The 26,709-nt window shown below is 45.0% G+C and carries 28 protein-coding genes; 16 read left to right on the forward strand and 12 right to left on the reverse strand.

Features of this window, described 5'->3' with window-relative positions; translation table 11 throughout:
* The first annotated feature begins 110 nt into the window (after positions 1 to 110).
* The 3 genes from JQC93_RS11180 (at position 111) to JQC93_RS11190 (ending at position 1,915) form a co-directional block, all read left to right on the forward strand.
* Entirely contained in the window at positions 111 to 1,019 is a 909-nt protein-coding gene (locus JQC93_RS11180) for a LysR family transcriptional regulator (RefSeq protein WP_205158522.1), read from the forward strand.
* Between the two features lie 133 nt (positions 1,020 to 1,152).
* Positions 1,153 to 1,593 carry a VanZ family protein gene (locus tag JQC93_RS11185; RefSeq protein WP_205158523.1) on the forward strand — a complete coding sequence of 147 codons (441 nt, stop codon included), beginning with the start codon at positions 1,153 to 1,155 and terminating at the stop codon, positions 1,591 to 1,593.
* Positions 1,594 to 1,636: 43 nt separating this feature from the next.
* Complete coding sequence (locus tag JQC93_RS11190; protein WP_205158524.1) at positions 1,637 to 1,915, forward strand: peptidylprolyl isomerase; 279 nt, start codon at positions 1,637 to 1,639, stop codon at positions 1,913 to 1,915.
* A 77-nt stretch (positions 1,916 to 1,992) separates the two neighbouring features.
* On the opposite strand, the gene JQC93_RS11195 is transcribed toward JQC93_RS11190, so the two are convergent.
* A complete protein-coding gene (locus tag JQC93_RS11195) occupies positions 1,993 to 2,454 on the reverse strand; it encodes a TetR family transcriptional regulator (protein WP_205158525.1) in 462 nt (153 codons plus the stop codon).
* A gap of 380 nt (positions 2,455 to 2,834) precedes the next feature.
* On the opposite strand from JQC93_RS11195, the gene JQC93_RS11200 reads away from it, so the two are divergent.
* Positions 2,835 to 3,134, forward strand: a complete 300-nt coding sequence (locus tag JQC93_RS11200) for a DUF406 family protein (protein ID WP_205158526.1) — start codon at positions 2,835 to 2,837, stop codon at positions 3,132 to 3,134.
* Between the two features lie 198 nt (positions 3,135 to 3,332).
* Entirely contained in the window at positions 3,333 to 3,959 is a 627-nt protein-coding gene (locus JQC93_RS11205; RefSeq protein ID WP_236009515.1) for a hypothetical protein, read from the forward strand.
* A gap of 33 nt (positions 3,960 to 3,992) precedes the next feature.
* Here the strand turns inward: JQC93_RS11205 and JQC93_RS11210 are convergent, their stop codons facing one another.
* Positions 3,993 to 5,117: a 1-acyl-sn-glycerol-3-phosphate acyltransferase gene (locus JQC93_RS11210; protein WP_205158527.1), complete on the reverse strand. Its 1,125-nt coding sequence runs from the start codon at positions 5,115 to 5,117 to the stop codon at positions 3,993 to 3,995.
* Between the two features lie 189 nt (positions 5,118 to 5,306).
* On the opposite strand from JQC93_RS11210, the gene JQC93_RS11215 reads away from it, so the two are divergent.
* Positions 5,307 to 5,939, forward strand: a complete 633-nt coding sequence (locus tag JQC93_RS11215) for a hypothetical protein (RefSeq protein ID WP_205158528.1) — start codon at positions 5,307 to 5,309, stop codon at positions 5,937 to 5,939.
* Positions 5,940 to 5,993: 54 nt separating this feature from the next.
* On the opposite strand, the gene JQC93_RS11220 is transcribed toward JQC93_RS11215, so the two are convergent.
* On the reverse strand, positions 5,994 to 6,479 hold the full coding sequence (locus JQC93_RS11220) for a hypothetical protein (protein WP_205158529.1): 486 nt from the start codon (positions 6,477 to 6,479) through the stop codon (positions 5,994 to 5,996).
* A 15-nt stretch (positions 6,480 to 6,494) separates the two neighbouring features.
* Entirely contained in the window at positions 6,495 to 7,037 is a 543-nt protein-coding gene (locus JQC93_RS11225) for a nicotinate-nicotinamide nucleotide adenylyltransferase (RefSeq protein WP_205158530.1), read from the reverse strand.
* A gap of 94 nt (positions 7,038 to 7,131) precedes the next feature.
* Here JQC93_RS11225 and nadE point away from each other — a divergent pair, with 94 nt between their 5' ends.
* Positions 7,132 to 7,962, forward strand: a complete 831-nt coding sequence (gene nadE, locus JQC93_RS11230; protein ID WP_205158531.1) for an ammonia-dependent NAD(+) synthetase — start codon at positions 7,132 to 7,134, stop codon at positions 7,960 to 7,962.
* Between the two features lie 77 nt (positions 7,963 to 8,039).
* Here nadE and JQC93_RS11235 read toward each other — a convergent pair whose 3' ends face one another.
* Entirely contained in the window at positions 8,040 to 8,861 is an 822-nt protein-coding gene (locus JQC93_RS11235; protein WP_205158532.1) for an MOSC domain-containing protein, read from the reverse strand.
* Positions 8,862 to 9,049: 188 nt separating this feature from the next.
* Between JQC93_RS11235 and pyrC the strand changes: the two genes are divergently transcribed.
* The 3 genes from pyrC to JQC93_RS11250 all read left to right on the forward strand — a co-directional run bounded on the left by pyrC (position 9,050) and on the right by JQC93_RS11250 (position 12,790).
* A complete protein-coding gene (pyrC, locus tag JQC93_RS11240; protein ID WP_205158533.1) occupies positions 9,050 to 10,078 on the forward strand; it encodes a dihydroorotase in 1,029 nt (342 codons plus the stop codon).
* Between the two features lie 186 nt (positions 10,079 to 10,264).
* Positions 10,265 to 11,479, forward strand: coding sequence for a glucose-1-phosphate adenylyltransferase (glgC, locus tag JQC93_RS11245; RefSeq protein ID WP_205158534.1), 1,215 nt, complete (start codon positions 10,265 to 10,267; stop codon positions 11,477 to 11,479).
* Between the two features lie 165 nt (positions 11,480 to 11,644).
* Positions 11,645 to 12,790, forward strand: a complete 1,146-nt coding sequence (locus tag JQC93_RS11250; RefSeq protein ID WP_205158535.1) for an iron-containing alcohol dehydrogenase — start codon at positions 11,645 to 11,647, stop codon at positions 12,788 to 12,790.
* A gap of 93 nt (positions 12,791 to 12,883) precedes the next feature.
* On the opposite strand, the gene JQC93_RS11255 is transcribed toward JQC93_RS11250, so the two are convergent.
* A complete protein-coding gene (locus JQC93_RS11255; RefSeq protein WP_205158536.1) occupies positions 12,884 to 13,339 on the reverse strand; it encodes an RNA-binding S4 domain-containing protein in 456 nt (151 codons plus the stop codon).
* A gap of 127 nt (positions 13,340 to 13,466) precedes the next feature.
* On the reverse strand, positions 13,467 to 14,078 hold the full coding sequence (locus JQC93_RS11260) for a glutathione S-transferase family protein (protein WP_205158537.1): 612 nt from the start codon (positions 14,076 to 14,078) through the stop codon (positions 13,467 to 13,469).
* Between the two features lie 257 nt (positions 14,079 to 14,335).
* Between JQC93_RS11260 and JQC93_RS11265 the strand changes: the two genes are divergently transcribed.
* Together JQC93_RS11265 and JQC93_RS11270 are read left to right on the forward strand one after the other, a co-directional pair.
* Positions 14,336 to 14,755, forward strand: coding sequence for a DUF1801 domain-containing protein (locus JQC93_RS11265; protein WP_205158538.1), 420 nt, complete (start codon positions 14,336 to 14,338; stop codon positions 14,753 to 14,755).
* Between the two features lie 27 nt (positions 14,756 to 14,782).
* Positions 14,783 to 16,213 (forward strand): M48 family metallopeptidase, encoded by a 1,431-nt coding sequence (locus JQC93_RS11270; RefSeq protein ID WP_205158539.1) that lies wholly within the window; start codon positions 14,783 to 14,785, stop codon positions 16,211 to 16,213.
* Between the two features lie 88 nt (positions 16,214 to 16,301).
* Here the strand turns inward: JQC93_RS11270 and JQC93_RS11275 are convergent, their stop codons facing one another.
* Complete coding sequence (locus JQC93_RS11275) at positions 16,302 to 18,344, reverse strand: methyl-accepting chemotaxis protein (RefSeq protein ID WP_205158540.1); 2,043 nt, start codon at positions 18,342 to 18,344, stop codon at positions 16,302 to 16,304.
* Positions 18,345 to 18,766: 422 nt separating this feature from the next.
* On the opposite strand from JQC93_RS11275, the gene JQC93_RS11280 reads away from it, so the two are divergent.
* Positions 18,767 to 19,192, forward strand: coding sequence for a universal stress protein (locus JQC93_RS11280; RefSeq protein ID WP_205158541.1), 426 nt, complete (start codon positions 18,767 to 18,769; stop codon positions 19,190 to 19,192).
* A 54-nt stretch (positions 19,193 to 19,246) separates the two neighbouring features.
* Here the strand turns inward: JQC93_RS11280 and JQC93_RS11285 are convergent, their stop codons facing one another.
* The 3 genes from JQC93_RS11285 to JQC93_RS11295 form a co-directional block, all read right to left on the reverse strand.
* Positions 19,247 to 19,933, reverse strand: a complete 687-nt coding sequence (locus JQC93_RS11285; protein ID WP_205158542.1) for a MaoC family dehydratase — start codon at positions 19,931 to 19,933, stop codon at positions 19,247 to 19,249.
* 199 nt (positions 19,934 to 20,132) lie between these two features.
* The gene (locus tag JQC93_RS11290; protein WP_205158543.1) at positions 20,133 to 21,824 is read right to left on the reverse strand and encodes an SgrR family transcriptional regulator; all 1,692 of its coding nucleotides are present in this window, start codon (positions 21,822 to 21,824) and stop codon (positions 20,133 to 20,135) included.
* Complete coding sequence (locus JQC93_RS11295) at positions 21,824 to 22,264, reverse strand: hotdog fold thioesterase (RefSeq protein WP_205158544.1); 441 nt, start codon at positions 22,262 to 22,264, stop codon at positions 21,824 to 21,826. Before JQC93_RS11295 ends, JQC93_RS11290 begins: the two co-directional genes overlap by 1 nt.
* Positions 22,265 to 22,330: 66 nt before the next feature.
* Here JQC93_RS11295 and JQC93_RS11300 point away from each other — a divergent pair, with 66 nt between their 5' ends.
* Both JQC93_RS11300 and JQC93_RS11305 read left to right on the forward strand, forming a co-directional pair.
* The gene (locus JQC93_RS11300) at positions 22,331 to 23,119 is read left to right on the forward strand and encodes a M48 family metallopeptidase (protein ID WP_205158545.1); all 789 of its coding nucleotides are present in this window, start codon (positions 22,331 to 22,333) and stop codon (positions 23,117 to 23,119) included.
* A 71-nt stretch (positions 23,120 to 23,190) separates the two neighbouring features.
* The gene (locus JQC93_RS11305; RefSeq protein ID WP_205158546.1) at positions 23,191 to 23,757 is read left to right on the forward strand and encodes a PhnA domain-containing protein; all 567 of its coding nucleotides are present in this window, start codon (positions 23,191 to 23,193) and stop codon (positions 23,755 to 23,757) included.
* Between the two features lie 62 nt (positions 23,758 to 23,819).
* Here the strand turns inward: JQC93_RS11305 and JQC93_RS11310 are convergent, their stop codons facing one another.
* Entirely contained in the window at positions 23,820 to 24,995 is a 1,176-nt protein-coding gene (locus JQC93_RS11310; protein ID WP_205158547.1) for an MFS transporter, read from the reverse strand.
* Positions 24,996 to 25,295: 300 nt separating this feature from the next.
* Here JQC93_RS11310 and JQC93_RS11315 point away from each other — a divergent pair, with 300 nt between their 5' ends.
* Entirely contained in the window at positions 25,296 to 26,708 is a 1,413-nt protein-coding gene (locus tag JQC93_RS11315) for a TolC family protein (RefSeq protein ID WP_236009516.1), read from the forward strand.
* Position 26,709 lies beyond the last annotated feature (1 nt).

Genomic DNA, 26,709 nt, shown 5'->3' on the forward strand with positions numbered 1-26,709 from the left:
GTGAGAAGCGATAAACCGTCCGCCTTTCTGATGTTTCTATTCTAATTTATCCCCATTACGATTAGTATTCCCTGCATGGGAATAACATTAGTGAATCTGAGGCACAAATAATGAAAACCGAACAGCTTATGACTCATCTTCCCGATTTAGCTGCTTTTATTGTAGTCGCAAAAGAGAAGAGTTTTACCGAGGCAGCAAAACAGTTACAAGTGACGCCATCTGCGTTAAGTAAGCTGGTGAAACGGCTTGAACGAGCGCTTCAAGCTCAACTGTTTGTGCGCAGCACCCGAAAGCTGGCCATTACGCCAATTGGCGAGGAGGTGGTGCTACAGGCTCAACAAATGTTAATCGCAGCCCAACAAGCTTTTGTGGTGGCGGAACAGTATCAAAATCGTGTAGAAGGCACTTTGACGATCTCGGCACCCGAGGCTTATTTGCATTCGGTTTTGCAGCCCATAGTGGTAGAGTTTTTAGCTGAGCATCCAGGTGTAAATATTAAGATTCTTGCTATCGATGGCGACTATGATCTCAACCAAAAAGGGGTCGATATCGCGTTTAAGCTTACCGATACGCCAAGCCCTGAACTTGTCGGTAAAAACTTTGGTGACACAAAGCTGGTGCTTGTGGCCAGCTCCGACTATTTAGCGTCAAAAGGGATCCCCAAGACGCCAAGCGAACTAGCACATCACGATTGTTTGTTCATCGCAGAGCGAGAAGATACTGCGAGTTGGACATTTAGAAAGAACAATCAAACTGAAAAAGTGGTGGTGCATGGACGCTTTGCGGCTAACCAGTCGCAATTGCGCTTAAATGCCGTGCTTGGCGGTTTAGGGATTGGGATATTTCATGACTTCGTAGTAAGCGCTCATTTGGATGCTGGAGCGGTAAATCAAGTGTTACCTGAGTGGTCTCTGGAAAGCCGCTATTTTGGCTCGGTTTACGCCCAGTACCATGCCTCTACTTATATCCCAATTAAAGTTAGCCGCTTTATTGAATATTGCGAGCAGAAGCTCACCTAATATCATCACCTCGTATTAGTTGGACAAATGGCTAATCACATTAAACTAGTGGCCCATTGTTCAATTGAGCTGCACTTGATTTAAAAAGTAAAAACGATTAGTTTGAAATAAATCGAGCTGTAGGACTTCATGGTTGTATATTTCCACTTTCACATTTAGACGTACGGCGTTGTTGCTGATCTTGCTAGGGTGTGTATTCGCGGCGGGAAGCGCGTCGGTTTTAAGATCGATTGGTGCGAATGTAGCTTTAATCAAGCATGCTGAACAAGTCCTAGGTGATTCAATATTTTTGCACGCTATTATTGCCGTTTCTTTAGGATTAGTAGCGCAACTCACCTCGCTTAAAGCTTGGCGAAGTCTTCCGTTGGGTTTAACAACATCCATACTTCCAATACTCTTTTTAGTGACACTCGATGAGTCCCTCCAGCATTTTATACCGACGCGAAATTTTGCGTGGCTAGACATGGTGGTCAATGTAGTAGGTGTACTCACTGGTGCACTGTGTGTGGCGTTACTCCAACACCTCATACGCATTGGGAAGCAACGATTGGTATTAGATCACTCCAGTTCATAATGGTAAACTTCGGCTAAACGACACTATCGGACTATCCAATTTCATGGCAAATACCGCACACGCTTTACACATTTTGGTCAAACACCGAAACCAAGCTGAAGACATCATCAAGCAGCTTAAAAAAGGGGCTAAATTTCAAACATTAGCCAAGAAATACTCGACCTGCCCTTCTGGTAAAAAAGGGGGCGATCTTGGTGAGTTTCGTCGCGGGCAGATGGTGCCGCAATTTGATAAAGCTTGTTTTAGTGGTGAGGTGTTAACCCCGCAGCTGGTTAAAACCAAATTTGGATGGCATGTGGTTAAAGTACTTTGGCGAACATAACCAAAATCTCAATATTAGAATGCAAATAAGGGCTTGTAGAATCACTACAAGCCCTTATTTTTGCAAGCAATCAATGATTATTTGCTTAGCGTAACCAATGTCTTACCGAGTAACCATTCCAGTTCACGCTGACTTGATTCGCCGTATAGGTCGTTTAGCAATATAAACAAACGATCAATGCCGTTACGGGCAAAATCTTGTGAGTTATCAGAGGTCACAACATGGTGGAATAGCAAGCGTAAAATCGCTAGGAATTCGCTGTTTTCTAGAGAGACTTCCCAGCTTTTAGAAAATCCGTCTAGTCCGTTGTTCACGTCCAAATGATCCATAAACATTTTAAAGATTCGACCGTCTAGGGCGGCGGTAAAATCGGTTTTCTTAGGAAAATGATGGCTAATGCCTGTACGAGAAACACCTGTTTGCTGACTCAACGTGGTGTACGACATTTTGTCGTAACCTAAGGTGATCAGCTGATCAACAACAGCATCCATGATCTTGTTGATAGTGATTTCTGTATCTTCTTTACTGCGCTTTGGCATACTACAAACCTTTAATTTCTAGTTGTTGTTTTCCAACATTAGGCATAAAACACATAAACAGGTGTATGAAGTCATCCCATACTTAACTGTAGTGGAGGAGGTTTTCCACCTAACTATTATTGGTGCGTCTATATTATACAGATGGCGTACGGAATCAATAAACAGAATTGCATTCTGACACACAGATGACAGAATGACTCACTTTTGAGGCACTCCTTGCAACATTACATTCATGGAAACGTTACAACGCACAACAACTGCTTTGCATTTAGTGAGATAGTTTCATTAAACCCTAAAAATTGTGTGGCGAGTCACACTCACTAGCGATACACTCCATAGAATCAAATTTGTTACTTTTCTATTTAGAATGTGAGCTCAATATGACTGAACAATATCAAGACGCAGAACTGTGTGAAGCCTGTGGATGCAGCGCTGAAGTCGGCTTTATGATCAAAGAAGGCGACGAAGTTTCTCAAGTTTCGCTTTTCTCTGGCTCAGCTGAAACACTTAAAGCAGAATTCGATAAATATCTGGCACTAGCAAAAAGCATTAACGAAAATGTGCAGTTTGAAGCGTCCAATATCGATGCCGACACCACTGAAATGCACGTCAAATTCAAATTTGAAGTCACCGCAGAAAAATTGATTTTTGACCTAAAGTCTCGCACTTTATCTCGCTAATCGCCAACGTCCTAAACACATTAAAACGCCCTGCTAGTATCTAACAGGGCGTTTTTTTATGCCCTTAACAACACCGGACCAAAGTTTAAATGGTCCCAGTCAAAGCACTTGCTGATAGTTCTAAAGCTTTACCCAAATTTTCCGATAACCAATATAAGCTTATTTAGATTGCATCAAGAATGCTGAGTAAATCACCGTATGCGCATAAGAGTTGTCCAGTTTCTAACACCGTTTTTAATATTAGGTGCTGTACTACCGAGCCTTGCTGTATTCGCGCAAACCAACCCTCTTGATCGTTACCGCATTCACGACCACATCGACAGTTATGGCAACTTGGATCTTCGGCTTACTCATTACACCGCCATTCCAAGTCCTTTTGAAGTAAAAGGAAATCTCGATTTATCCAAAAGCCTAGTCACTAAAATCGACAAAGGTGTGGTGATCAATGGCAGTTTAAAGGCGCATAACAGTGCTATTGTTTCTGTCGCCCCTGGTGTGAGCATTAAAGGTTTCGCGGACTTTCTTGGCTCTCCTCTAACCTATTGGCCAGCGGGCATCATGGTGGGTGGCTATCTTAATTTCACCGATACCCAACTCAAAAGCCTCCCCCCGCAACTGCACGTTAAGGGGGATTTATCCATCATTAGAGCGCCAATTACTGAGCTGCCTAATAACCTTCGCGTGGATGGAAATCTTTACCTCGGTGGCTCGAGCGTAAATGCGTTCCCACAAACACTGTCTGTTACCGGAAACATTTTTTTAGGGGGAAACCAGATAGGAGAGTGGCCAGAAGAGCTCAACCTTGGAGGCTACGTGGTTCAGTAACCCCGCAAGTTGCCTCCAGTGCAATATCCGAGCTTATTTGAGGTCTTGCTGGCGGTTGTTATAAGGGTTCGCGTAAGAGGCGATTAGAAGCGATTGAGCTTCTTTTGGTAACTGATCCAACTTTGATTGCAATTGCTGCTTAGTTTTCTCAGTAATTGACTCGTGCTCTACTCCTGCCGCTAAGTAGTTGATAGGGTAAAGCTGGTACAAATCATGAATCTGTGCATCAAGCTCAGCCGCTAATTGTTCTGGCGACTCTATGTCATGGTCTTGATCAATGACCTGACCAAATCGAACGCTGATGCGGCCTTTGTACCCAATGATGCCTTTCACAATGCTATCGATGTCTTCAAATTCACTCTTTTGATACGCACCTTCTGTTGCCTTTTCGTGCAACTCTTTCGCTTTCGCAATATCACATGGGTCGTTTTCGTAAGAAATGGCCACAGGGACAATTCTTAATGAGTGGATGTAATCGGCAAAAGAGAGCTTTCGTTTTCTCCCTTCTAGCTGGATCATTTTGATGATCGCTGGATCGGTAAAGTCATTGCCGTCTTTGGCACGCCCTTCTTTTTGCGCAATCCAAATCGAGTTATTGGTTTCAAGCGAATGCTTAATGTAAGAAGAAAGCAGTCCCAAAGCCTTGAGCATTTCTCTTGGCGCTTTCGCAGAGCGTTTTACAATGAAGCTTTTGTTAATCTTCATTAGCTCGGTGGCGCTAGGCTTTTTAAGAAGGTTATCGCCAATTGCTATGCGTACTGTCTGATGTTTACTGTGATGAAGCCCATAATTGACCAGCGCCGGATCCATAGCAATATCGCGATGGTTCGAAATAAACAAGTAAGGTGTGTTTGGATCTAACTTGTCCAGTCCCTCATAAGAGACGCCCTCACTGCTCTGATCCAAAGCTTTAGTCAGATACTTTTCGACTTCCAATTGAACGTCATGGACGGTCTTTAGCTTTGAAAGCTTGGATTTTAACGCGATCTTAACCACGGGGGTTAAGCCTGCTTGGACCAGTTTGGGTAATTTGGGAAATTTGAAGCGAACAATCGCACTGGTAAATTCGGCGTCGTTGATCAATCGCTGAATCGCTCCACTGATTTCTGAATCGTGGTAGGGTCTGATCTCTTGGTAAATGTCTTGTTGTTCGCTCATTCTACGGCTATCTATTAAGTCAATGCGCGCCAATTCTACTCATAATACGAGTGTTAATCAGCAAGTACTTAAGTTTAGGCTACAAGGTCAGACCACAAACAGTCTTTTTTGGTAAATTTTGGTACAAATGTTGGATTGCTCTACTTTTCTGGGTACCCTATGCACCTTATCGACCATTGAGCCTTCAATATGTTGCACCAAACCTCACCTCAACATCAATTCTTAGCCACCAGCTCAGAGCTGCAAAACTTCCAATACCTATGTTCAAGCCGTCGTAAGAAGAGTCTGCAGCACCATTGGATTTCTGTAGTTAAAGGCGGAGTTCTGCTCAGGCTAGGTAAAACAGATTATTATTTTGGTGCCAATACGTCGTTATGGATCCCTGCAAACTGTTTGGTCGCTTTAACCTATCTACCTAACACTAAACTGGTTCAATGGTCTTTTTCGCAACGAATAAGTGCCGATTTTCCAAAAAATGCAGGCCTAGTCAACAACAGTGTTATTGCCCAAGGCATTATCGACAAGCGAGTAAAATCCACTGAACTTAATGACGCTTATTTAAATGTGATGCAATTGGAGGCGTTGCAGCTATCCCCAACAGTGAATGGGTTCGGTGAGGCAGCGCAGTCAATCGCAACGCTGAAATCTGTCGACTCTACAAAAGTAGAAAAATTACAACAATTTACCGCAATACGGGATGCTCAAAAGAACATTCTCTCTGGAAAATCAGTTCAAAAAGAGTGGGACGCAATTCGATTGAACCTTGGTGACGATCCAGTAAAAACCTGGGAATCCATTGTGGGCCAACCGATTGAAGTTTAATGTATAAGAGGTTTAAAACGTTAGAGGGGCTAGCGCGGGATCGTTAGCGCTCGGCTATCGAATTGGGAACTCTACTTGTACGTGGACAGAATCTTCGAACTTGTCATGCCATTGATAATCGATGCGCATGCGAGGCTCATTAGACTTTTTATCGCCTAATCCAATACTTAACATAACGCCTTGATTTTCGATCATCTCTAGATAATCTAAGTCGTCTTTATCGGCAATTTCTTGAGGAAGCCACAGGCCAAGACCAATAGCGTTGCCTTGGATGCTTTGAGTAAGCAGAGGGGATTCTGGTGTGCTGTTAATGGCCCACTCGTCCCAATAGTCAGAGATTAGTGGGTTAGCAACTCCGCTATCGGTAGACTTGCTTTCAAGTAGCTGATGAACAAGGTGATCGATAGAGGTAGAGATGTCTTCGCACAGAGTAAACGCACTTTCGACCAGCATCACCGATTGCGCACGCCCTTCCCAACACGCATGAGCGTTTGAGGCACTAAGCATAGCCACTGCAATACAAGTCGTTCTTAAAAACATGTTTACTAATTCCTTTTAACCAGACTCTATTCTGTAATAAAATTTCTTTTCGATCAAATAATTTCTTACAGAAACCGTGGTTAAGTGATCAATCGGTTGACCATCAACCAAATTTTGTCTGATTTGTGTACTTCTGATGCCCACCGTTTCAGGACACGCTAAAACGGACCACTTTGAGACCACTTCGTCAGCTCTAGAAAACTTAGAAAAATTGAAAAAGTTATCCGGTCCCACTACAAAGGTTATATCGGCATCAAGATTGCTTTCTTGAATAGAACTTAGCAGTTGATAGGTTGTGACAGGGTGACTTCCGTCATAGATTTGCGCTTCAATGGTCGAAATTTGTACATTTTTCAGGGAAATGTCGTCTACAAAGCGTCTAACAAGCTCACAGCGATGCTCAAATTCGAGCATTTGTTTGCCCCAAGCATGGGCAATACTTGGCACCAACAGCACTTTATCAAAATGCTGCAAACGGGATATGACGCTTAAATGCCCCAGACTCGGTGGGTTAAACGCACTGCCAAAAACGGCTATTTTAGGAGATTTGACCGTCATAAAACGAGGTTTCCTTTACAGACTACTTTTATCAAACTGTGATTTCAGTATGATATTACTTAGATTTTACGCATGCTTACAGGAAAATTACCTGATGGAACAACAAATTCGCCAAGAAATGCGGGTACTGCCCGAGATTGACCCTCAATTTGAGATCGAACGTCGCGTGGCGTTTATACAGCGTCGCCTTACAGCGTCTGGCTGTAAATCGTTGGTATTGGGCATCAGCGGAGGTGTAGATTCAAGCACCTGCGGACGCCTAGCACAACTCGCGGTTGAAGGACTCAATACCGAAACAGACAGCAGTGATTATCAATTCATCGCTGTACGTCTGCCTTATGGCATTCAAAAAGATGAAGACGAAGCGCAACTGGCCTTGTCTTTCATCAAGCCAACCCACTCTATCGCGATCAACATTAAGGATGGTGTCGATGGCTTGGATGCGGCTGGTAAAGGTGCTTTGCAATCTCTAGACCTGCTACCAAAAGATGCTGCAAAACAGGATTTTGTAAAAGGTAACGTAAAAGCGCGCGCACGTATGGTGGCTCAATACCAAGTGGCTGGTTACGTAGGTGGCCTTGTTCTTGGGACCGATCACTCAGCGGAAAACATTACTGGGTTTTACACGAAGTTTGGTGATGGTGCCTGTGATTTAGCGCCGCTGTTTGGTTTGAGCAAAAGACAAGTCCGTACCCTTGCTAAGGCGTTAGGGGCACCGGAGTTGCTGGTCACTAAGACGCCAACGGCTGATTTGGAAGAGCTCGATCCCCAAAAGGCCGATGAAGACGCATTGGATCTTAGCTACGATCAGATCGATGACTTCTTAGAAGGCAAAAATACCAATCCAGAAGTCACCAGCAAGTTGATTGCGATCTATAAGCGTACTGAACACAAACGTGAAGCCATTCCAACGATTTACGATTAATCAGCTTTAAGAAAACGATCGCCGCCTTAAGTGGCGCAATAAGATTGTAAAAAATAGGCCAGCTAAGCTGGCCTATTTTATTTGTCTTTGTCTGGGTAATGCGCTGGCGGGTGGTATTCCAACACCTCAACTTCGTCGCCCATAGTGATCATACCCTCATTGAGGGCCACCACATTCTGGCCAAAAAACACTCGCCCTCTATCATCAGCTCGAAACGTTTTTAACGTTTTGATTGGCTCTTTAGAAGGTGCAAAAACGCCCTCTGTTGGCGATACCGTGGTAAATACGCAGCGCTCGCAAGGCTTACTCACTTCAAAAACCACGTCGCCAATACGAATCTTTTTCCAGCTGTCTTCTTCAAAAGGTTCGTTGCACTCTACCACCAAGTTAGTTCGAAACTGCTGCATATCGATTTTTTCGCTACAACGTCGGTTGAGCTCCTTTAGCGACGCGCGGCTGATCAGTAACAGTGGATATCCATCGGCAAAGCTCACGTTGGTTGCCAATGACTCTCTGAATCGCTCTGATTGCTCACCGCAATATAAAAGCTGAACGGGTTTACCAATAATCTCTGAGAACCATGCATTGGCAGCATCCGTGGTGCTGTACGCGGTAAATCGGTCACTCCACACTTTGGCTTCAACAGGCGAGCGGACAAAGTCTTGTTTATTAAGATGCAGTGCCTCTTTACCTGGGGAGGTCACGCTCAGACCTTGGTGACTCACCTGTGCGGTTACATTCACTAAATGTGGAAATTTACGTCCTGTTACCATTCTTCCTTGTAAATCCGCAATAAGGTACCGACGGTCATCCTGAATCCCCTGAGTTTCTACTTTGGCGTGCGCCAGTGGCACACCCTTTGTTGATTTAATAGGGTAAACATGAATTTCGGCCAGCATGGGCACTCCTTGTAATGTGGTTCGTTCAATCAGGTTGTGAACAGTATTAGAGCAGAGCCCACAAGCATTGTCACTCATCGTGCAGTAATGCTAAGAAAATTCAACCAAATATTGATGAATTTCGTCTCATCATTGGGTATCATGCGCGCCAAATGTAATCGATTGCTAACCACGATAAAGGAAGCCTCATGACTCAACTCACAATTACCCGCCCTGACGATTGGCACGTGCACTTACGCGATGGGGAGGTATTGGCTGATACGGTTCGTGATATCTCTCGTTACAATGGTCGCGCACTCATTATGCCTAACACCGTTCCGCCTATCACCGATACTGATATGGCACTGGCTTACTGGGAACGCATTCAAGCGCACAACAAGAGCAGTCAATTCGAACCATTAATGGCACTGTATCTTACCGATAACACCACGCCTGACGAAATTCGTCGCGCGAAAGCCAGCGGTGCAGTTGTTGCTGCTAAACTCTATCCAGCGGGCGCAACCACTAACTCCGACTCAGGTGTGACCAACGCTAAAAACATTTATCCTGTTTTTGAGGCAATGCAAGAGGTTGGAATGCTCTTATTGGTGCACGGAGAGGTAACGCATAACCACATCGACATCTTTGATCGCGAAAAAGAGTTTTTAGACACGGTTCTTGCACCAATTGTGAACGATTTTCCAGAACTTAAAATCGTTTTGGAGCACATTACGACCAAAGACGCTGCAGACTTTGTTAAGAACGCCAACGACAATGTCGCGGCAACGATCACTGCGCATCACTTGCTTTACAATCGCAACCACATGCTGGTTGGTGGTATTCGTCCACACTTTTACTGCTTGCCGATCTTAAAGCGCAACACACATCAGCAAGCTCTTGTAGAGGCGGCAACCAGCGGCAGCGCTAAGTTTTTCATTGGAACCGACTCCGCCCCACACGCTAAAGACAAGAAAGAGAACGCTTGTGGTTGTGCTGGCTCATACACCGCTCATGCAGCGGTAGAGCTTTATGCCGAAGCCTTCGAAAAAGAAGGAAAGCTCGACAATTTGGAAGCGTTTGTCAGCTTAAACGGTCCCGCTTTTTATGGACTAGATACTAACTCTGACACCATCACCCTTGCCAAAAAACCATGGACTGTTCCCGCAGCAATGCCCTTTGGTGGTGAAATGGTCGTACCAATCAAAGCCGGTGAATCGATTGCGTGGACCGTCAGTTAGTCTGAAAGCGTTGTCCTGCTTTAGGTTTTGCTAAATGCACCGATCTGGTGCTATGTAATTTTTCAATGCGCACCAATGTGGTGCGCATTTTTTATGCAATTTTGTAACCCTATGATTTACTAGATATAAATAATTGGCCTAACCTTTGTATGGTAATTATCATTACAATACAAGGAGTCCCCCACCATGCAAGACGCTCTAACTGTCATACTCGCTGGAGGCGTTGGTTCTCGCCTCTCCCCCCTGACTGATCATCGTGCCAAGCCTGCAGTACCCTTTGGCGGAAAATACCGGATCATTGATTTTACATTAACCAATTGCTTGCACTCTGGTCTACGCAGAATATTGGTGCTTACTCAGTACAAATCGCACTCATTGCAAAAGCATTTGCGCGACGGTTGGTCGGTGTTTAATCCTGAGTTAGGTGAATACATTACCGCCGTTCCTCCGCAAATGCGTAAAGGAGACAGTTGGTACGCAGGTACTGCTGATGCTATCTACCAGAATATGTGGCTGCTTGCGCGCAGTGATGCTAAACATGTCGTGGTTCTTTCGGGAGACCATATCTATCGAATGGATTACGATGCGATGTTAAAGCAACACAAGCGAACCAATGCCGATCTGACAGTCGCTTGCATGAATGTCCCATTAGACGAAGCGTCTTCCTTTGGCATTATGTCCACTGATGATGAAAAGCGCATCGTCGAATTTGCAGAAAAGCCCGAAACCCCGACTCCAAGCCTAGATGATCCGAGCAGCGCCCTAGCCTCAATGGGTATCTACATTTTCTCCATGGAGGCATTACGAAATGCATTAGATACGGACGCTGAGAACAGCGAATCTCAGCATGACTTTGGCCACGACATTATTCCTAAGTTAATCGACAAGCGAGGCGTGTACGCTTACTCATTTGGCGATAACTCGGGCCGAGTCACGGCTGATGCGTATTGGCGAGACGTCGGTACCATCGATTCTTTCTATCAAGCCAATATGGATCTGTTGCAGCCCGTTCCGCCAATGAATCTGTATCAAGAAGATTGGCCAATCAGAACCTATGAGAAGCAGTTGCCTCCCGCAAGGACAGTGCCTTCAGTCACAGGCAACGAAGGCATCTTTATTAATTCGATCATCTCCAATGGGGTGATCATCTCTGGTGGTTCGGTACAACACTCTATTTTGTCCCCTGGGGTCAGAGTCGATAACGGGGCCACCGTTCAAGACAGTATTTTATTTGATAACGTGCAAGTGGGTGAGCACTGTATTTTAAAAGACTGCATCATTGATAAACATGTGGTTATTCCAGCCAACACTCAAATTGGTGTAGATAAAGTCGCTGATGCCAAGCGCTTTACCGTTTCCGATCAAGGTATTGTGGTCATATCTGAAGGATATCAATTCTAAATAGTAGCGCCGCAGCGAGAACGTAGAAGGTTTAAGCTGTGGCGCAATTTCACAAATGCAGACCTCGCCCCTTTTAATTTGACTATCTCGACCCCAATTATGTTAGGAGCATAATTATAATAATCAAAACGTGTACTGTTTTGATGCAATCTAAAGGGATCCGATATGAAATTCAGCTTTGCCAACCCTACCGCTATCCATTTTGGCCAAGGCCAAATATCTGCCATCGCAACCGCTATTCCAACCGACGCTAAAGTGTTGGTCGTCTATGGCGGTGGTTCTATTAAGAAAAATGGCGTTTATGATCAAGTCGTTACTTCACTAGCCAATCACCAATGGGAAGAGTTTTCGGGTGTAGAGCCCAACCCAACTAAAGAAACTCTCGACAAAGCGGTAGCGATCGTGAAAGAGCGCGGTATCGACTTCTTACTTGCAGTCGGTGGTGGTTCGGTTATTGATGGAACCAAATACATTGCGGCAGCTGCCCACTACGACGGTGACGGCTGGGATATCATGACGGGCTCGCATCAGGTCCAGAGCGCTGTAAAACTAGGCGCCATCTTAACTTTACCTGCAACGGGATCGGAGTCGAACTCAGGCGCGGTTGTCACTCGACTAGCGACTCAAGATAAACTCGCTTTCCTTTCTCCGCATGTTTACCCTCAGTTTGCGGTTTTAGACCCAGACAGCATGAAAACTTTGCCAGAACGCCAACTTAAAAATGGTTTGGTCGACGCTTGGGTTCATATTTGCGAGCAGTACCTTACTTTGCCAACCGGTGCGATGGTTCAAGATGGTTATGCTGAAGCCCTGCTTAAAAACCTACTTATACTTGGCGCGGACTACGACAATAATGACGACGACGCGTGGCGTGCTAACTTAATGTGGAGTGCCAACCAAGCGCTTAATGGGCTGATTGGTACGGGTGTTCCACAAGACTGGGCTACTCATATGATTGGTCACGAGATCACCGCTTTGTATGGCGTCGATCACGCTCGTTCGTTGGCTATTGTACAGCCTTCATTACTACGAAACCAAATTGACTATAAAAAGGCAAAGCTTGAGCAAATGGGGCGTAATGTCTTTGGCATAGATGGTGACGACGTAGCGACACGCACAATTGATGCGATAGAAGCGTTTTACCAAAGCTTAGGCGTGGCAACACAATTGCAGGACTATGGAACCACTAAAGAGAACGCCATTGATGCTGTTGTCGGTCAATTGCAAGGACACGGCTTCACCAAGCTTGGTGAAAACCAATCCATCGACCTTGACGTGACACGCGCGATTCTAGAAAAAGCCGTAGCCTAATTTTCTGTCGAGCACGTTAAAGCTTTACATGCTTAAACTAAAACAGCCTGCACAATGCAGGCTGTTTTTTTAATGCTAGTCGGTCCAGTTTAATTAAAAGAAATCGATGGATTTTCGACCCTTTTTACCCGGTTTAACCGCGTCCTCAGCATCTTTAGTCTGCTGTTCAACCGCTTCATTTGCTGCAGGAGTCGGCACGACGTCTTCTATCGGTTCGCTCTCGAACACATCATCAGTGATTTCGCTCTCTTGGACTGCCTGTAGAGAAGCATCATAACTCGCTGCTGCAATCACCTCCTCGTCGGCTAACATCACCACGAAGAACTGATCGCCCACTTGTACCACATCACCATCGTAAGTTTTGCGGCGTTTACGAAACTCTAGCTCGCCATTGACGGCGACATAACCTTCACCGATAAGGTGTTTTGCCTGTCCACCACCATCGACAAGGTTAGCCAACTTCAAAATTTTGTATAACTCAACGGGCTCTTGTGTAATCAAGACTTCTTCTGCTTCAACTTCGATTTCTTGATCGTCAAAATCACTCATTACATATCACTCTATCATTTTAGAGGCGACAGTTTACACCTCAACACAGGATACGACTATTCAATTATGAGTATCCGTTGCGTTTGCCGTTTAAGTAAGTCAGCTAAACTCGTCTTACAGGTAACTGTTACGAAAACTCGGGAATTGTCGCCAGTTTATCGAAATAAGCTTTCAGGTTCGGTAAATCACTGCCCAACTCAATCTTAAGTCCACCTTGAACCACGTTGAGCATCAAGAACGCGGTAATATCGGCCACTGAAAGTGCGTCCCCTGCAAGGTAAGGTGACTGTGCCAAGCGCGCATCTAACTCAGGTAAAAAGTCTGTTACTCGCTGTTTGGACTCATGCCCCCACTCTTCAATACAATTTTCTCTATCTTCATAGACTTTGCTTATATTTCTAAACGCCTGAAACGCCACGTATAGCCCTTTAAGCTCTACTACACGTTGCCACATTTCAATGGTTGCCTGCTCGACAGCACTGGTGCCAAACAGATTCTGTTGATTAGGAAACGCCAAGTCTAGATAGCGGCAAATGGCGATACTTTCAGCAATACACTCTCCAGAATCTAACACCAATAATGGCACCGTACCGTTTACACTCATGTCACTAAATGGAGGACGTAGATTTTCACCCTCGCGGATTTCCACTTCCACAGTGTCTAATTCGACACCAATGAGCTTGCTAAAGATTGTGACACGGCGACTGCTTGGGGTTGGGGCTTTTTGGTAGAGTTTCATTGTTCATTCCTTTGTTATTGTGTGTAGGGGGATCTCCTAAACAAAAGTATTATGATATAGCCACCACGCTGTCCACTCTTTGTGCAACTCAGGTGGATGCAGTTCACAGTAATTTACATTCGCTCAACATTTTGACACTTTCAGAAACAAATTAGTCGCCTAGCCTTGCTTAGTCTTTGTGTGAAAAGACAAAAACTAGTGTTTTTGGTGATTTTGATTACAATGATTTCTTAAGCTCGAATAGCTAAAGGATGGCCATGGCTGATCTTAAAACGCGACCAACACGCAAAAGTGTCGAAAAATTTATTTCACACATTGAGCACCCGACACGGCAACAAGATGCGAAAACTCTATGCCTATTATTGGAGCAACTCACCCACAAAAAACCTGTTATTTGGGGTGACAGTATTGTCGGTTTTGGCCAATACGAGTACAGCAATTCTAAAGGCACTTATCACTGGCCTGTAATCGGCTTTTCTCCTCGCAAGCAGAGCATGACGGTGTACATTATGCCTGGCTTTGATGATTTGTCGGACCAACTTTCAAAACTCGGTAAAGCTAAAACGGCTCGGTCTTGTTTATATATCAATAAGTTGGCAGATATTGATATCGAAGTGCTTAAAAATCTTTGTGACACGGCCATTCAAACAATGCATCAGCGCTACCACTGCAGTTAACGCCCACAATTAAGAGACCGCTCCTCTATGAATAGATCTTCTTCACTTTACTCACGTTCACTGGCCTTATCGGCGGTGATCGTCGCTTTAGCAGGCTGTTCTGTTAGCCCAGAATACGATAAAGAAATTGGTGCCAAAAACTCTAAGGTCGTAGAAATTCAAATGGGCTTGTATGACTTAGACACTCTGCAAACTTACGTAAGTGCCGTCGGTCAGCGACTCGTTAGCCACTTGGGTGAACAACCATTCGAGTTTGAGTTCCACGTTGTTGATGACCCAATGCCCAACGCATTTGCCCTACCTGGTGGCTACATCTATATTACGCGCGGGTTGCTGATGCTAATGAACACCGAAGACGAACTTGCGGGCGTATTAGGGCATGAAATCTCTCACGTTACGCAACGACACAGTGTAAAACAGATGCAAAGTAGCGTTGTACCGGGCCTACTTGAAGTACCGGGTAACATCGTTGGCGTCGTCAGCAGTGATTTAGGCGACTTAATCAACGCCCCAATAAGCACCAGCAATCAGTTGTTTCTTGCTGGGTACAGTCGTAGCCATGAAACCGAAGCCGACACCTTAGGCGCGACTCTTGCAGCGAAAGCAGGGTATAAACCTGCGGCAATGGGTGACGTACTCACGCGCATGAACACCTCTATCGAATACATCACTGAGGAAAGTATAGAAAAAAGCTACTTTGACAGTCACCCTTACACGCCAGAACGCGTAGAAAATCTTAATCAAATGAAAGGCAAGTTAACCATTACACCTTCTTTGCCTATCGATGCCGCATTCCCACAACCACTGGATGGCATGACAGTCGGTGAAAACCCAGACAAAGGGGTTTTCATAGAACAGCAGTTTATCCATCCAACACTCAAATTTGTGATCGATTTTCCAGATGAGTGGACAACGGTCAATCAACCCCTTTCTGTGGGCGCATTTGAAGACAAGCAGCAAGGGTTGGTGGTTTTATCTGGTGTAGGCAACAAGTACGATGCTAAGCAAAATGCCGACAGGTTTAAATTTGCGATTGAAGACCGTTACAACATGGAAGTGAAGGTGACCCCAACAACGCTATCGGACGGTAAGGTAGGCTACTTAACCACACTAAAATCAGACGATGAAGATACAACCAACTATTTCAATCAGATGTGGCTGGATCACAACGAAGGGACTTATCGGGTCGCAAGCCTTGCCACCGAATCTCTGCAAGAGTCCGTCTTAGACTCTATGAATAGCTTTCGGGCAATTTCGCAGCAAGACTACGACAAACTGACCCTCAAATCTCTAAAGGTTGTCGATGTAGAACCATCAGACTCTCTTGAAGCGCTAAACAAACAGTATTCAAGCCATATTGATCTCGCACTTTTCAAAATCATTAATGGTATTGAAGAACACAGCGACACCACCAAGATGCCTAAAGTCAAAGTTGTTGTTGAGCAGAGCTACCAATAGTGCTGTTCGAAGGCGCGCTACCCCTAAATTAATCAAAAAGGGGCTGACACTGTCAGCCCCTTTTTTCTTGCCCTAAGATCCCGGTTAATTATGCTTGGTGCAAGCGCACTTCCTCTAACTCTTCGGAATCACATGAGCTGTCGAGTAAAAAGCTTTTCGTCAGTTCTTGTTGTACTTCTGCCATAGCTTCTAACTGATCACTTAAGCTAGCCAGAGCCTCTGAACGGGTCTGATTTTGCGTAGTCAACTGATGAATATGATCGATATTACGGGTGACTTCTTGGGCTACAGATTGGTGCTCTGTGGTCGCTGCTGCAATCTGATGACTGCTTTGTTCTACTTCACTAAGTAAACTATGCACGCTCTCTAGCGAACCATTCACCATATTGGTTTGTTCTACACAATTGGTCATGCCATTCGCACACTCGGTTATTTGAGAAACGGCCAACTTCGAACTACTCTGTAACTCTTCTATTTTTTGCTGAATCTCTTGCGTTGACGCCGTCGTTCTAGCTGCAAGCACTCGAACTTCATCCGCAACCACAGAGAAGCCGCGCCCGTGTTCCCCTGCCCTTGCCGCTTCAATAGCTGCGTTAAGTGCCAGCAGGTTAGTCTGCTCCGATATTCCAGAAATCACATCCAAAATGGACTCGATGCTAGCACTTTCTCGCTCGACACTGTGAATGGTTTCGGTTGACTGATTGAGTCGGTCAGACAATTCGGTAAGCAACGTAATATTTTGCTCCATCATCTGCTGGCCCGCCGTTGAACTGCCTACCGCTGACGTGACTACATGCAAAGTATTACTGGCAGAGCGCGAAATTTCAGAGACTGAACTTTCAATCTGTTGCATGGCAGTTGCAACCATAATGGTTTGCTCTGTTTGCTCACTCATGGCTTGCTTGAGTGATTGGCTGGTACTCTGGTTATTTAGCGACGCCTGATTAAGCTCGGTTGCGGAAGAGTTCATCTGCTCAAGTAGATGAGACAAATGATCGATCACTAAATTAACTTTGGTGGCCAGTTCACCAAATTCATTAGCTTCGTTATAGACAACTTTTTGCGTCAAATCTTTATCGGCGACTTTATCCAGTGACGCTGTAAGTAATCGACTCGGTTTCTTAACCATATTGGCTATGCGGTGGCCGGTAAATACCACAAAGAGCAACGATGCCAGTGCAACAAAGGTCAATGTCATTTGAGTGGTATTGGCAAACTGCTCCGACTCAACGGCAATACTGTGCGCTGACTGCTCCGCATAATCCGATAACGCCCCCATGCTAAGTAGCACTTCATCCAGCATCAATTCTATATCGACTCTTAATTGGTTGAGATCTTGATAACTTTGTACCGCTTGTGTGTGAAGGTTGACCGCTCCGTTTGGAGAAAACAGATGCATCGATAACAGTTGCAACGCCGTTTCTGTGCTTCGGTATTGAGTAGGGGCAAACTTCTTAAAATCGGCCACGGCGTCATCAAAACGCTCTTTTTTACCATTAGCCTGACGCAACGCACCACGTAACTCCGACATATCTTGCGTTGCAAACGCATCATTTGCATCAGTATTTAGTACACCAACGATAGACATTAGAGTATTGATTGCGTTGGCACCGCTGTCGTCAACCTGATTTAAAGACTTCACTAGATTACTATTAAGCTGACTGGTGACAGACTGAAATTTCGATTGCTCGTAGAGGGCCAAATCTTTACTGTCCAAATAATCAACATAATGGGCCATACTTTCATCCATGGCCTTAATGATCACCTCACTGCCTTGCTGCATCTGCTGGACAAACGTTGCGACAGACTCGTCACTTTGGGCGCGCTCGATAAACCAATCAAATCGGCTTAAATAGTCGGCTGTGTTGGCTTCAATTACTTCTGCGTATGGATCAAGTTCATCCACATACATGGCAGAAAAGTAGGGAGTTAAGCTGCGGTTAATACTCAAAATGGCACCATTAAGCTCCGCCGACTTGGTCATTAGTGGGGTCGCTTGTTGGGTGATCACTTGAATTTTCTGGGTCAATTGCTGATTGCCCACGATACTAAACCATGCCGTTCCGACCATCACTATGGTTAAAAATAAAAACCCTAGGTATACCCGAGTGACAATGCTTTTTGTTCCCATTTACTTTCTCCATCATGGCTTGCCAATGCGCAAGCTTTTCCTCCACATAGTGTAAATATGAAACAAATGAAAACGTCGACTGCGTTCACAGCATGCCATACTGAAAATTATAAAAATTTAACCACCTACAGGGTTCCGATTTATCCTATATATATCAGAAGGTTAACTTATAACCGAGTGAACACCTCGTTCCATACAGTTTCATAGTTGTGGGGGTAATCACACTGAACACACAGCCAAACTGTCCAAAGAATGAAAGCGCTTTCACAATTTGACCGTTTTTCATGGAAATTAGACACATAGTTCAGTTTTGACTAAATACCCCGTCACACACTATCGCTCGATTTCGCGATCTATTCGACAGCAATTTATCCATATAAAAACTATGCTTATTAATGAATGATTTCTAGAAGGACGACACCATGAAATACCAACATATCCTTGTCGCGTTAGAGTTATCAGAAGAAAGCCAAGTACTGCTAGAACGAGCAAGCTACATGGCCAAGCAACATGACGCGCATGTCTCATTTGTTCATATTGACGGCTCGCATGGCGAAATTTATCCGGATTTAGTCGATATTCACCAAGATCCAGAGCAAACCCCGCTGCACAAAGAAACCATGGATCAGCTTCATGAGTTTGAGAAGTCGTTTGAACTTCCACTTAAGCACTTCTTTGTAGGTACGGGCGATCTGGCGGATAAACTAGAAGCCACTATCGGCGATAATGGCATCGATTTGCTTATTTGTGGTCACCACCACGACTTTTGGAGTCGAATCATTTCCTATTCGAAACACCTTATTCATAAGTCACCGGTCGATATATTAGTTGTGCCAATTAACCCTTAATCAGATCAAAAAAAACGCTCCTAAAGGAGCGTTTTTTTTAGAATAATTTATGGACTAGAATTGAACTCTAATTACCGATTCTGCAATACAAGCAGGGCGACGAACGCCGTCTATTTTTACGGTGATTTGGCGGACAATTTCTAACCCTTTCTTCACCGGTTCAACCGAAACAACTGAGCTTTCAGCGCGAACGCGACTGCCCGATTTAACTGGGTAAGGGAAACGAACCTTATTTAACCCCATATTGACAACGACTTTAGCGGTTGGGAATTGAGGGTTGTCAGGATTAACACTGTCTGTCAATTTAGGCAAAAGCGCTAATGTTAGAAAGCCGTGAGCGATAGTCGTTTTAAATGGAGACTCTTGCTCGGCTCTTTCAGGGTTAGTGTGGATCCATTGGTTGTCGTGCGTTACCACACCAAACTGGTCAATCATCACTTGGTCAACATCCAGCCATTCGCCGACATGATAAACTTCACCAAGATTCGATTGCAGTTCGTCATAGACACTTTGCGCTTGCGCAGACATCTCTATTTGAGCGACTTCTTCAACAGGTAACTCTTCGTTAACCGCAGGTTTTGAATCAAATTCTTTGATCCAAGGAAACAGCTGATGAGCTTGCGCTTTAGATATAAAATCGTGCCAGTACTCTTTGAGTGCAGGAGACATCTTGTCCAAAATCTCAAAGTTGTGGCGGGTCAACGACTCGCGTTTGTGCTTTAAAATATCGACTACTTTCATAAGAACTCTCTCTGTTATCTGGTCTGACAACGACTAAAAACGCGCTAATTTTGAGCTATATCACATCTTGACGCAAATTTTTTTCAGCTTACATCCGTTAACTGAGTACCTATATAGCCTTCCATTTCATAGGGTTAAGTGTGATATAAAAGTTTCAAATAACTGATATACAACTGTAACTTTAGGGGGTTAACTCCAACTATAGACTAGGTTTTAACCAAACGCGGCTAAAGTCAAACCATCCTAAGGCGTTTGTTTTAGCGTTCTGTAACGTACCACTGTGGTCTTGATTCACCCCGAGCCAGCAATGAAACATTGGCAATATTTGTTTGCTACCAACCAATTGCTGACTAATTTGAAGCCCTGGGAAAGGCAAGTCACTGCCGCTTTGCCACTGCTCAATCAACGATACGACTTTTTGGTTAACATTCGCTTCTATGGTGTCATTGAAACGTGGCTCACAAAGGTACCATGCCGCTAATGCATCCTCACGATGGGTGGCGATTCCCATTGCCATTACCCATATATCGGGCTTTTTGGCAAAATCTTTAACAGAATCGAACGTCACCAATTCTACTTCAAGCAAATCTTGTTCCAGTAATTGCTTGATCGCATGGGCAATGTCTGCAAAAACGGTATGCTCGTGTTGATATGCCACAACGATCTTTTTCTGTGTTGGCGCGGACACCAATTTCGTTGAATAGCCACTGGTATGTTGCCAACCAGGTTTCAGGCCGAATGCATGAATTAGGCCTAGATCAACGATCTTCTGCTGTGGCAGATGAGAAAAAAGCGCGAGGCTATTAAGGCGGCTAGAAAAATAATCCGCCCAGTCAGCGCAGTGCGCCAATCCATGCTGTTTATCCAACAGTAAAAAGGTGCATCCGGGGTCTAAATCGACCTGCTCTTGCTTAGGCTCAGAGCTACTTGGCAGTACAGACTGTGACAGCGAAGGGTAAACCAAATTAGAGTATATATCGTCTATCACCACCACTTCGACCTGATCGATAAGCGGCCTAAAGCCAAAGTAGTCATCAAACGCAACCAACTTCAGTTTACTGTCGTCATTGTGCACCACCCTAAATGGACCAGTAGCTTGCGGGTAATGCTGGCCATCTTCTTGCGTCACCCACTGAGTGATCACTTTGGCACTAACATCACTCAGTAGTAGGTCAAATCGTACATCTGGGCGAGTTAGATGAACATCAATGCAAAGGTCAGCGTATTGGGTCACTTGTGTAATATGAGAAAATAGCGGTGCGTCCGCGAGATCCTCCAAATGATGGATTATTTGTTCAAGGGTTAATAAATTTCCATTGTGGCAACGAATATTAGGACGGATAAAAAAACGCCAATGAACAGGTGTGAGCATTTGCCAATGATGCGCAATGTCTGCGGTTATACGTTCGTTCTCATCTAAAGTTGTGAGTCCACTTGCCACTTGTTGGATGATGTTTTTTTCAGACCGTCGTAACCGATAAAGTGGAGATACAAGCTGCAAAGGACGATAATAAGGCAACCTTACAATCGACTCACCTTTGCGATTTTGCAGTCCAATGTAATCTTGAACCACTTGCGTCAGCTTATGCACATCTTGATCAAGAACCGCCAACGCGCGACCGATTTTGCCTTCTTCTAACAATCGTTTTGCCATTTCGATGTTCACATCGTCTTGGCTCTGGTTAAAAATCAATGACGACAGTTTGCCGCGCCCCGATGACGGCGACCACTGAATCCAACCCAGCTCGTGCAGCTTACTCAATACAATACGGGCATTGCGACGGGTGCAGCTCAGAATCTCTGTGATTTCTTCAATTTGAACGTCGCTGTCTTGGCCCGAGAAATGGCGGTATAGAAGATCAAATTGCTGTCTTAATCTTGGGCTACTCATTACGCCCCCTGCATCACTTTTTTGTTTTGCATAACCGCAACCGTTAGCCTAGAGGCGCAGACCAGTTTGTTTTTATCGTCAACAATATCAATCTGCCACACTTGGGTGAGCCTGCCTAAATGAACTGGTGTCGCTGTGCCAGTCACAACCCCTTTACGCACCGCTCTTACATGATTGGCGTTTATGTCTAGCCCCACGCAGTAATGTGCTCTATCAACACATAGGTTCGCCGCCACTGAGCCTAGCGTCTCCGCCAGCACCACTGATGCTCCTCCATGTAACATCCCAATAGGTTGATGGACTTGAGGCCCTACAGGCATCGTTCCGACAAGGCTATTTTCACCAATTTCCGTATAAACAATGCCTAAATGAGACACCAAAGTGCCTTCTGAGGTTGCATTAAGTAATTGTAAATTGGTGTCGCGTTGCCAGATGCTCATTCTATTTTTTTCCGTTTTTACAATGATTTGCTATTATACCTCAAACTATAAACAAGGGAGTTGTTTATGCCTAGTTTGAAAAAAATTTCCATTACACTTAGCGTTGCAGCCTTAACAGCTTGTGCGTCATCCCCCACGGGACGCTCTCAAATCATTTTGTTTTCTGATGTACAAATGAGTCAATTAGGGGCGCAGTCATTCGAAGAAATGAAAGCGGAGATCCCCAAGACCAAAAATCAAAACAAAATAAACTATGTTCAGTGCATCACCGATGCTCTTTTGCCTCATGTCCCCATCCAAGGTGGCTTTAGCGAGTGGGAAGTGGTGGTGTTCGATAGCGAGCAAGTCAATGCCTTTGCCCTTCCAGGCGGGAAAATTGGCGTCTACACAGGGATAATGGAAGTGGCTGAAACAGCCGATCAACTCGCTGCAGTCATTGGCCACGAAATTGTTCACGTCACGGCTCAACACGGTAATGAGCGCATGTCACAAGCGCAATTAGCCAATATTGGCATGCAAGTGACTAGTGTGGCTTTGCACGATAACGACTACCGTGACCTCGCCATGGGCGCTTTAGGATTGGGCGTACAAGTTGGAGTGCTTCTGCCCTACGGACGAACACAAGAATCGGAAGCCGATATTGTAGGTTTGGAAATCTTGGCGAAGGCTGGGTTTGACCCGAATGCCAGTGTCACCCTATGGCAAAATATGGCAAAAGCATCAGGTGGTAACCAACCCCCAGAATTGCTGTCTACCCACCCTTCTCACAGCACGCGCATTAGCGATCTGCAGGCGAAAATTAAGCAGCTCCCACCGTCGACCAACCAAGCGCCAGATTGCGAACGTTTGCTGTAAACGTATTCCCCCTTTAAAAGTGCGGCATTTCGTTAGATAATGCCGCCACTTTGAATTGATTAGGTACGTCTATGTCTACTGAAGCGACCCTTTTAGAACGCGCTGGCTCTCAATGTGAGCTGTGCTCTTCCACCGAAAATATTGCCCCGTTTGTGGTATCGCCTCACACTCAGATCACGGTCGATCACGCTGTCGTACTCTGCGAAACCTGTAAAGAGCAGGTTGAAGACACCAGCAACATGGATGTAAACCACTGGCGCTGTCTTAACGACAGCATGTGGAGTCAAGTTCCTGCCGTGCAAGTATTAGCTTGGCGTCAGTTGACTCACTTATCATCAGAATCTTGGGCCCAAGATGCCTTAGACATGATGTATATCGAAGAAGAAACAGCGAAATGGGCTGAGCTGGGTATGGACGCCGACAACCGCAAGCACGCGGATTGCCACGGTGCGCCACTTGCCAAAGGTGACACTGTCACCATAATCAAAGACCTTCCTGTAAAAGGTTCGTCTATGGTTGTTAAGCAAGGCACTATGGTCCGTAACATCGGACTCGCTCAAGATGATCCAGAGTTGTTTTCCGGTAAAGTGGAAGGCCAACAAATGTGGCTACGATGCGAGTTTTGTCGTAAGAAATAATCGCCAGAATCAACAAAGCCAGCACTTGTGCTGGCTTTTTTTGTTTCAAATTTGAAAAAGGCTTATCGCCAACTCAGCATGCGCACTTCATTGCCATCTTGTGGCTGTTTAGGAATATTAAGCGACAGCAGCAGCGAGACCGCGGCCATGCCCGCCCCAATGTAAAAAACACTGGCTGGTGAAACCAACCAAATAAAGCCAAACACTACCGGTATCACAACCGCCGCTATGTGGTTTATGGTGAAAGCAACACCAGCGGTTGATGCCATATCGGCAGGGTCGGCGATTTTTTGGAAGTACGTTTTTATCGCTAATGCCAATGCAAAAAACAGGTGGTCAATCACATAAAGCGCTGCCGCCCATTGTGCGTTGGTCACTAACGCATAGCCAACGAACACACCGATTAAACCAACGTACTCAAACACTAAGGCTTTTCGTTCACCAACGACACCAATAAACCGGCCGATCTTCTTGGCAAATAGAAAGTTAAACAGATAGTTCACCAAAAACAGCAGTGTGATATCTGCCGCTGAATAGCCAAACTTTTCTACCATCAAAAAGCCTGCGAATACAGTAAAGATTTGTCGACGAGCACCGCTCATAAAGGTCAGTGCGTAGTAAAGCCAGTAACGCTTTCTCAGCACTATTTTTGTGGTTTGCTGAGTATGAGACTCAAACGCTGGAAAAGTAAATGCCGCCCACATCAGCAACACAAACCCTGTACCGCCAGTAATTAAATACACGTAACGATATTCGAGTTGAATAATTTCTAACATTACCCACAAGGCGCCGTAAGTAATCAAAGATGCTGCTGCGCCTACAGAAATCAGCTTGCCAAGCATTTCCGGCGCTTCTTCTTTACTCAGCCACTGCAGAGACAAAGACTGTTTTAAGGTTTCGAAATAATGGAATCCCACTGACATGACAAACGTTGTAAGCAGCAATCCAATGAGGCTTGGGAAAAATCCGGTCGCCATCACGCCTAACGTCAACAAAGCCAGCGAGATGATCATAAAGCGCTGTTCTCGGATAAAAGCGATGATGAAGATCGCGGTAAACGCGAGAAAGCCTGGGATCTCACGAACACTCTGTAAAAGACCGATATCGGAGCCGTCAAACGCCGCTTTTTCGATTACGAAGTTATTCAGTAGCGCCATCCAACTTGAAAATGCTACAGGCACAATAATAGAGACAATAATTAAAAAGTTTTGCGGTGTTTTCCATTTCGAATGCGACATGCGGATCTCCTAGTGATCTGCTGAGTGTATCTTTGCCTATAAAGAGTGAGCAAGCTTTAATTGCTTGCGACCATTACTTTAACGCTACACTAGTAACAACAAGCGCCTAAACGACCAGATTTAATAACAGAAAAATAGTGTGGCTCCATACCGAGTTAGCCGTTTTGGTCGAATTTACAATTTTTAACCAAAAGAGAGTTGCAATTACATAGAGTTTTTACTCTAATGCTATACGTCAAGTATTCAACACTGCTAATTTGAGCCCGTCACAGCGAATTTGCAGCTTAAGAAGGAGTTTTTATGCATATGTCGCGCATCGCAACAGTGGCTCTCGCCATTTGCGGTATAGCGTTATCGACATCCTCAAACGCGCAGGATGTCACCTTTACTAAGGCATGGGAGTTACTGCAGCAACAGAACAATTCTCTTGCGGCCAGTCGTGCCAACGTAGAGCGCTATCAGCAACTGCAAAGTGCTAAGAAAAGTCTCAATCTTCCTTCAATTTCTCTGGAAGCGAACTACACACGTCTCGACGACGATGTCACTTTAAGTGGAGAGCAGTTAGCGGAAAGCATCACCAGTCCCGTTGGTGATATTGGTGGACTACTCCCACCTACAGTCATTGGCGCCCTCGGCTCGTCATATTCGACCTTAGCAGAAAAAGACGTATTTACCTCTTCAATACGCGCTATATGGCCCGTATTTACCGGAGGAAAAATAAACTCGGCACAAGCAATTGCCGCAGGCCAAACCGAAGAGGCAAGAGCGCAACTTGCCATGGAAACACAAGCGCGTTACGAGGACTTAGCCAAATACTACTTTGGCGTTGTTCTGTCGAAGCAAGTACTTAATACCTACCAGCAAGTAGAACAAGGTTTACAGCAGCATCGTGATTTTGCCGTAAAGATGGAAAATCAAGGACAAGTTGCCAAGGTCGAACGTCTTCAAGCAGAAGCATCGTTGGCTAAAGCGACGGTCGATCGCAAAAAAGCAGAGCGAGATTTGGACATCGCGGTTGCCGCATTAACGCAAATCTTGAATCAACCTGTTGCGGTGAACCCTGTCAGTGAGCTGTTTATCAATTCTGATCCAGGTGAACTGAACGAGTACGTTAGCAAAACATTGCAAGACTACCCTGGGCTGAGCATTTTAGAAGCCAAACAAAAGCAGGCTCAAGGTCTGATCAAGGTTGAAAAAAGTAAGTACTACCCTGATGTTTTCGTGTACGGCAATTACAGCCTGTATCATGACGACACCCTCACCTCACAACTTACCCCCGACTGGTTTGTCGGTGTCGGGATGTCGTTACCTCTACTGGAAACCAGTGGACGTTCTAACCAAGTTCAAGCCGCTCACAGCACCGTTAAGCAAATTGACTACATGCGCGCTCAAGCCATGCAAGATTTAGGGGTGTTGGTGCAAAAAACGCACCTAGAAGCAGAACAAGCGATCGAAGAGGTCAAAGGTCTCGAAGCCAGTATTTCTCTTGCTACAGAGAACTTGAACCTTCGTAAAAAAGCCTTTACCCAAGGACTTTCAAGCTCATTAGATGTGGTTGACGCTGAGCTGTACCTTGCTCAAATTCAAACTCAGCAACATGTTGCTCAGTACAGCTACCTTATCGCATTAAACCGACTTCTTGCACTGAGCAACTCAATGCAGGAGTTTCGTTTCTACGAACAACGCCCATTGACTCTCGCGACACACTCTTAGG

Origin of the sequence: Vibrio ulleungensis (assembly GCF_016900875.1) — a bacterium.
Classification (GTDB): Bacteria; Pseudomonadota; Gammaproteobacteria; order Enterobacterales; family Vibrionaceae; genus Vibrio; species Vibrio ulleungensis.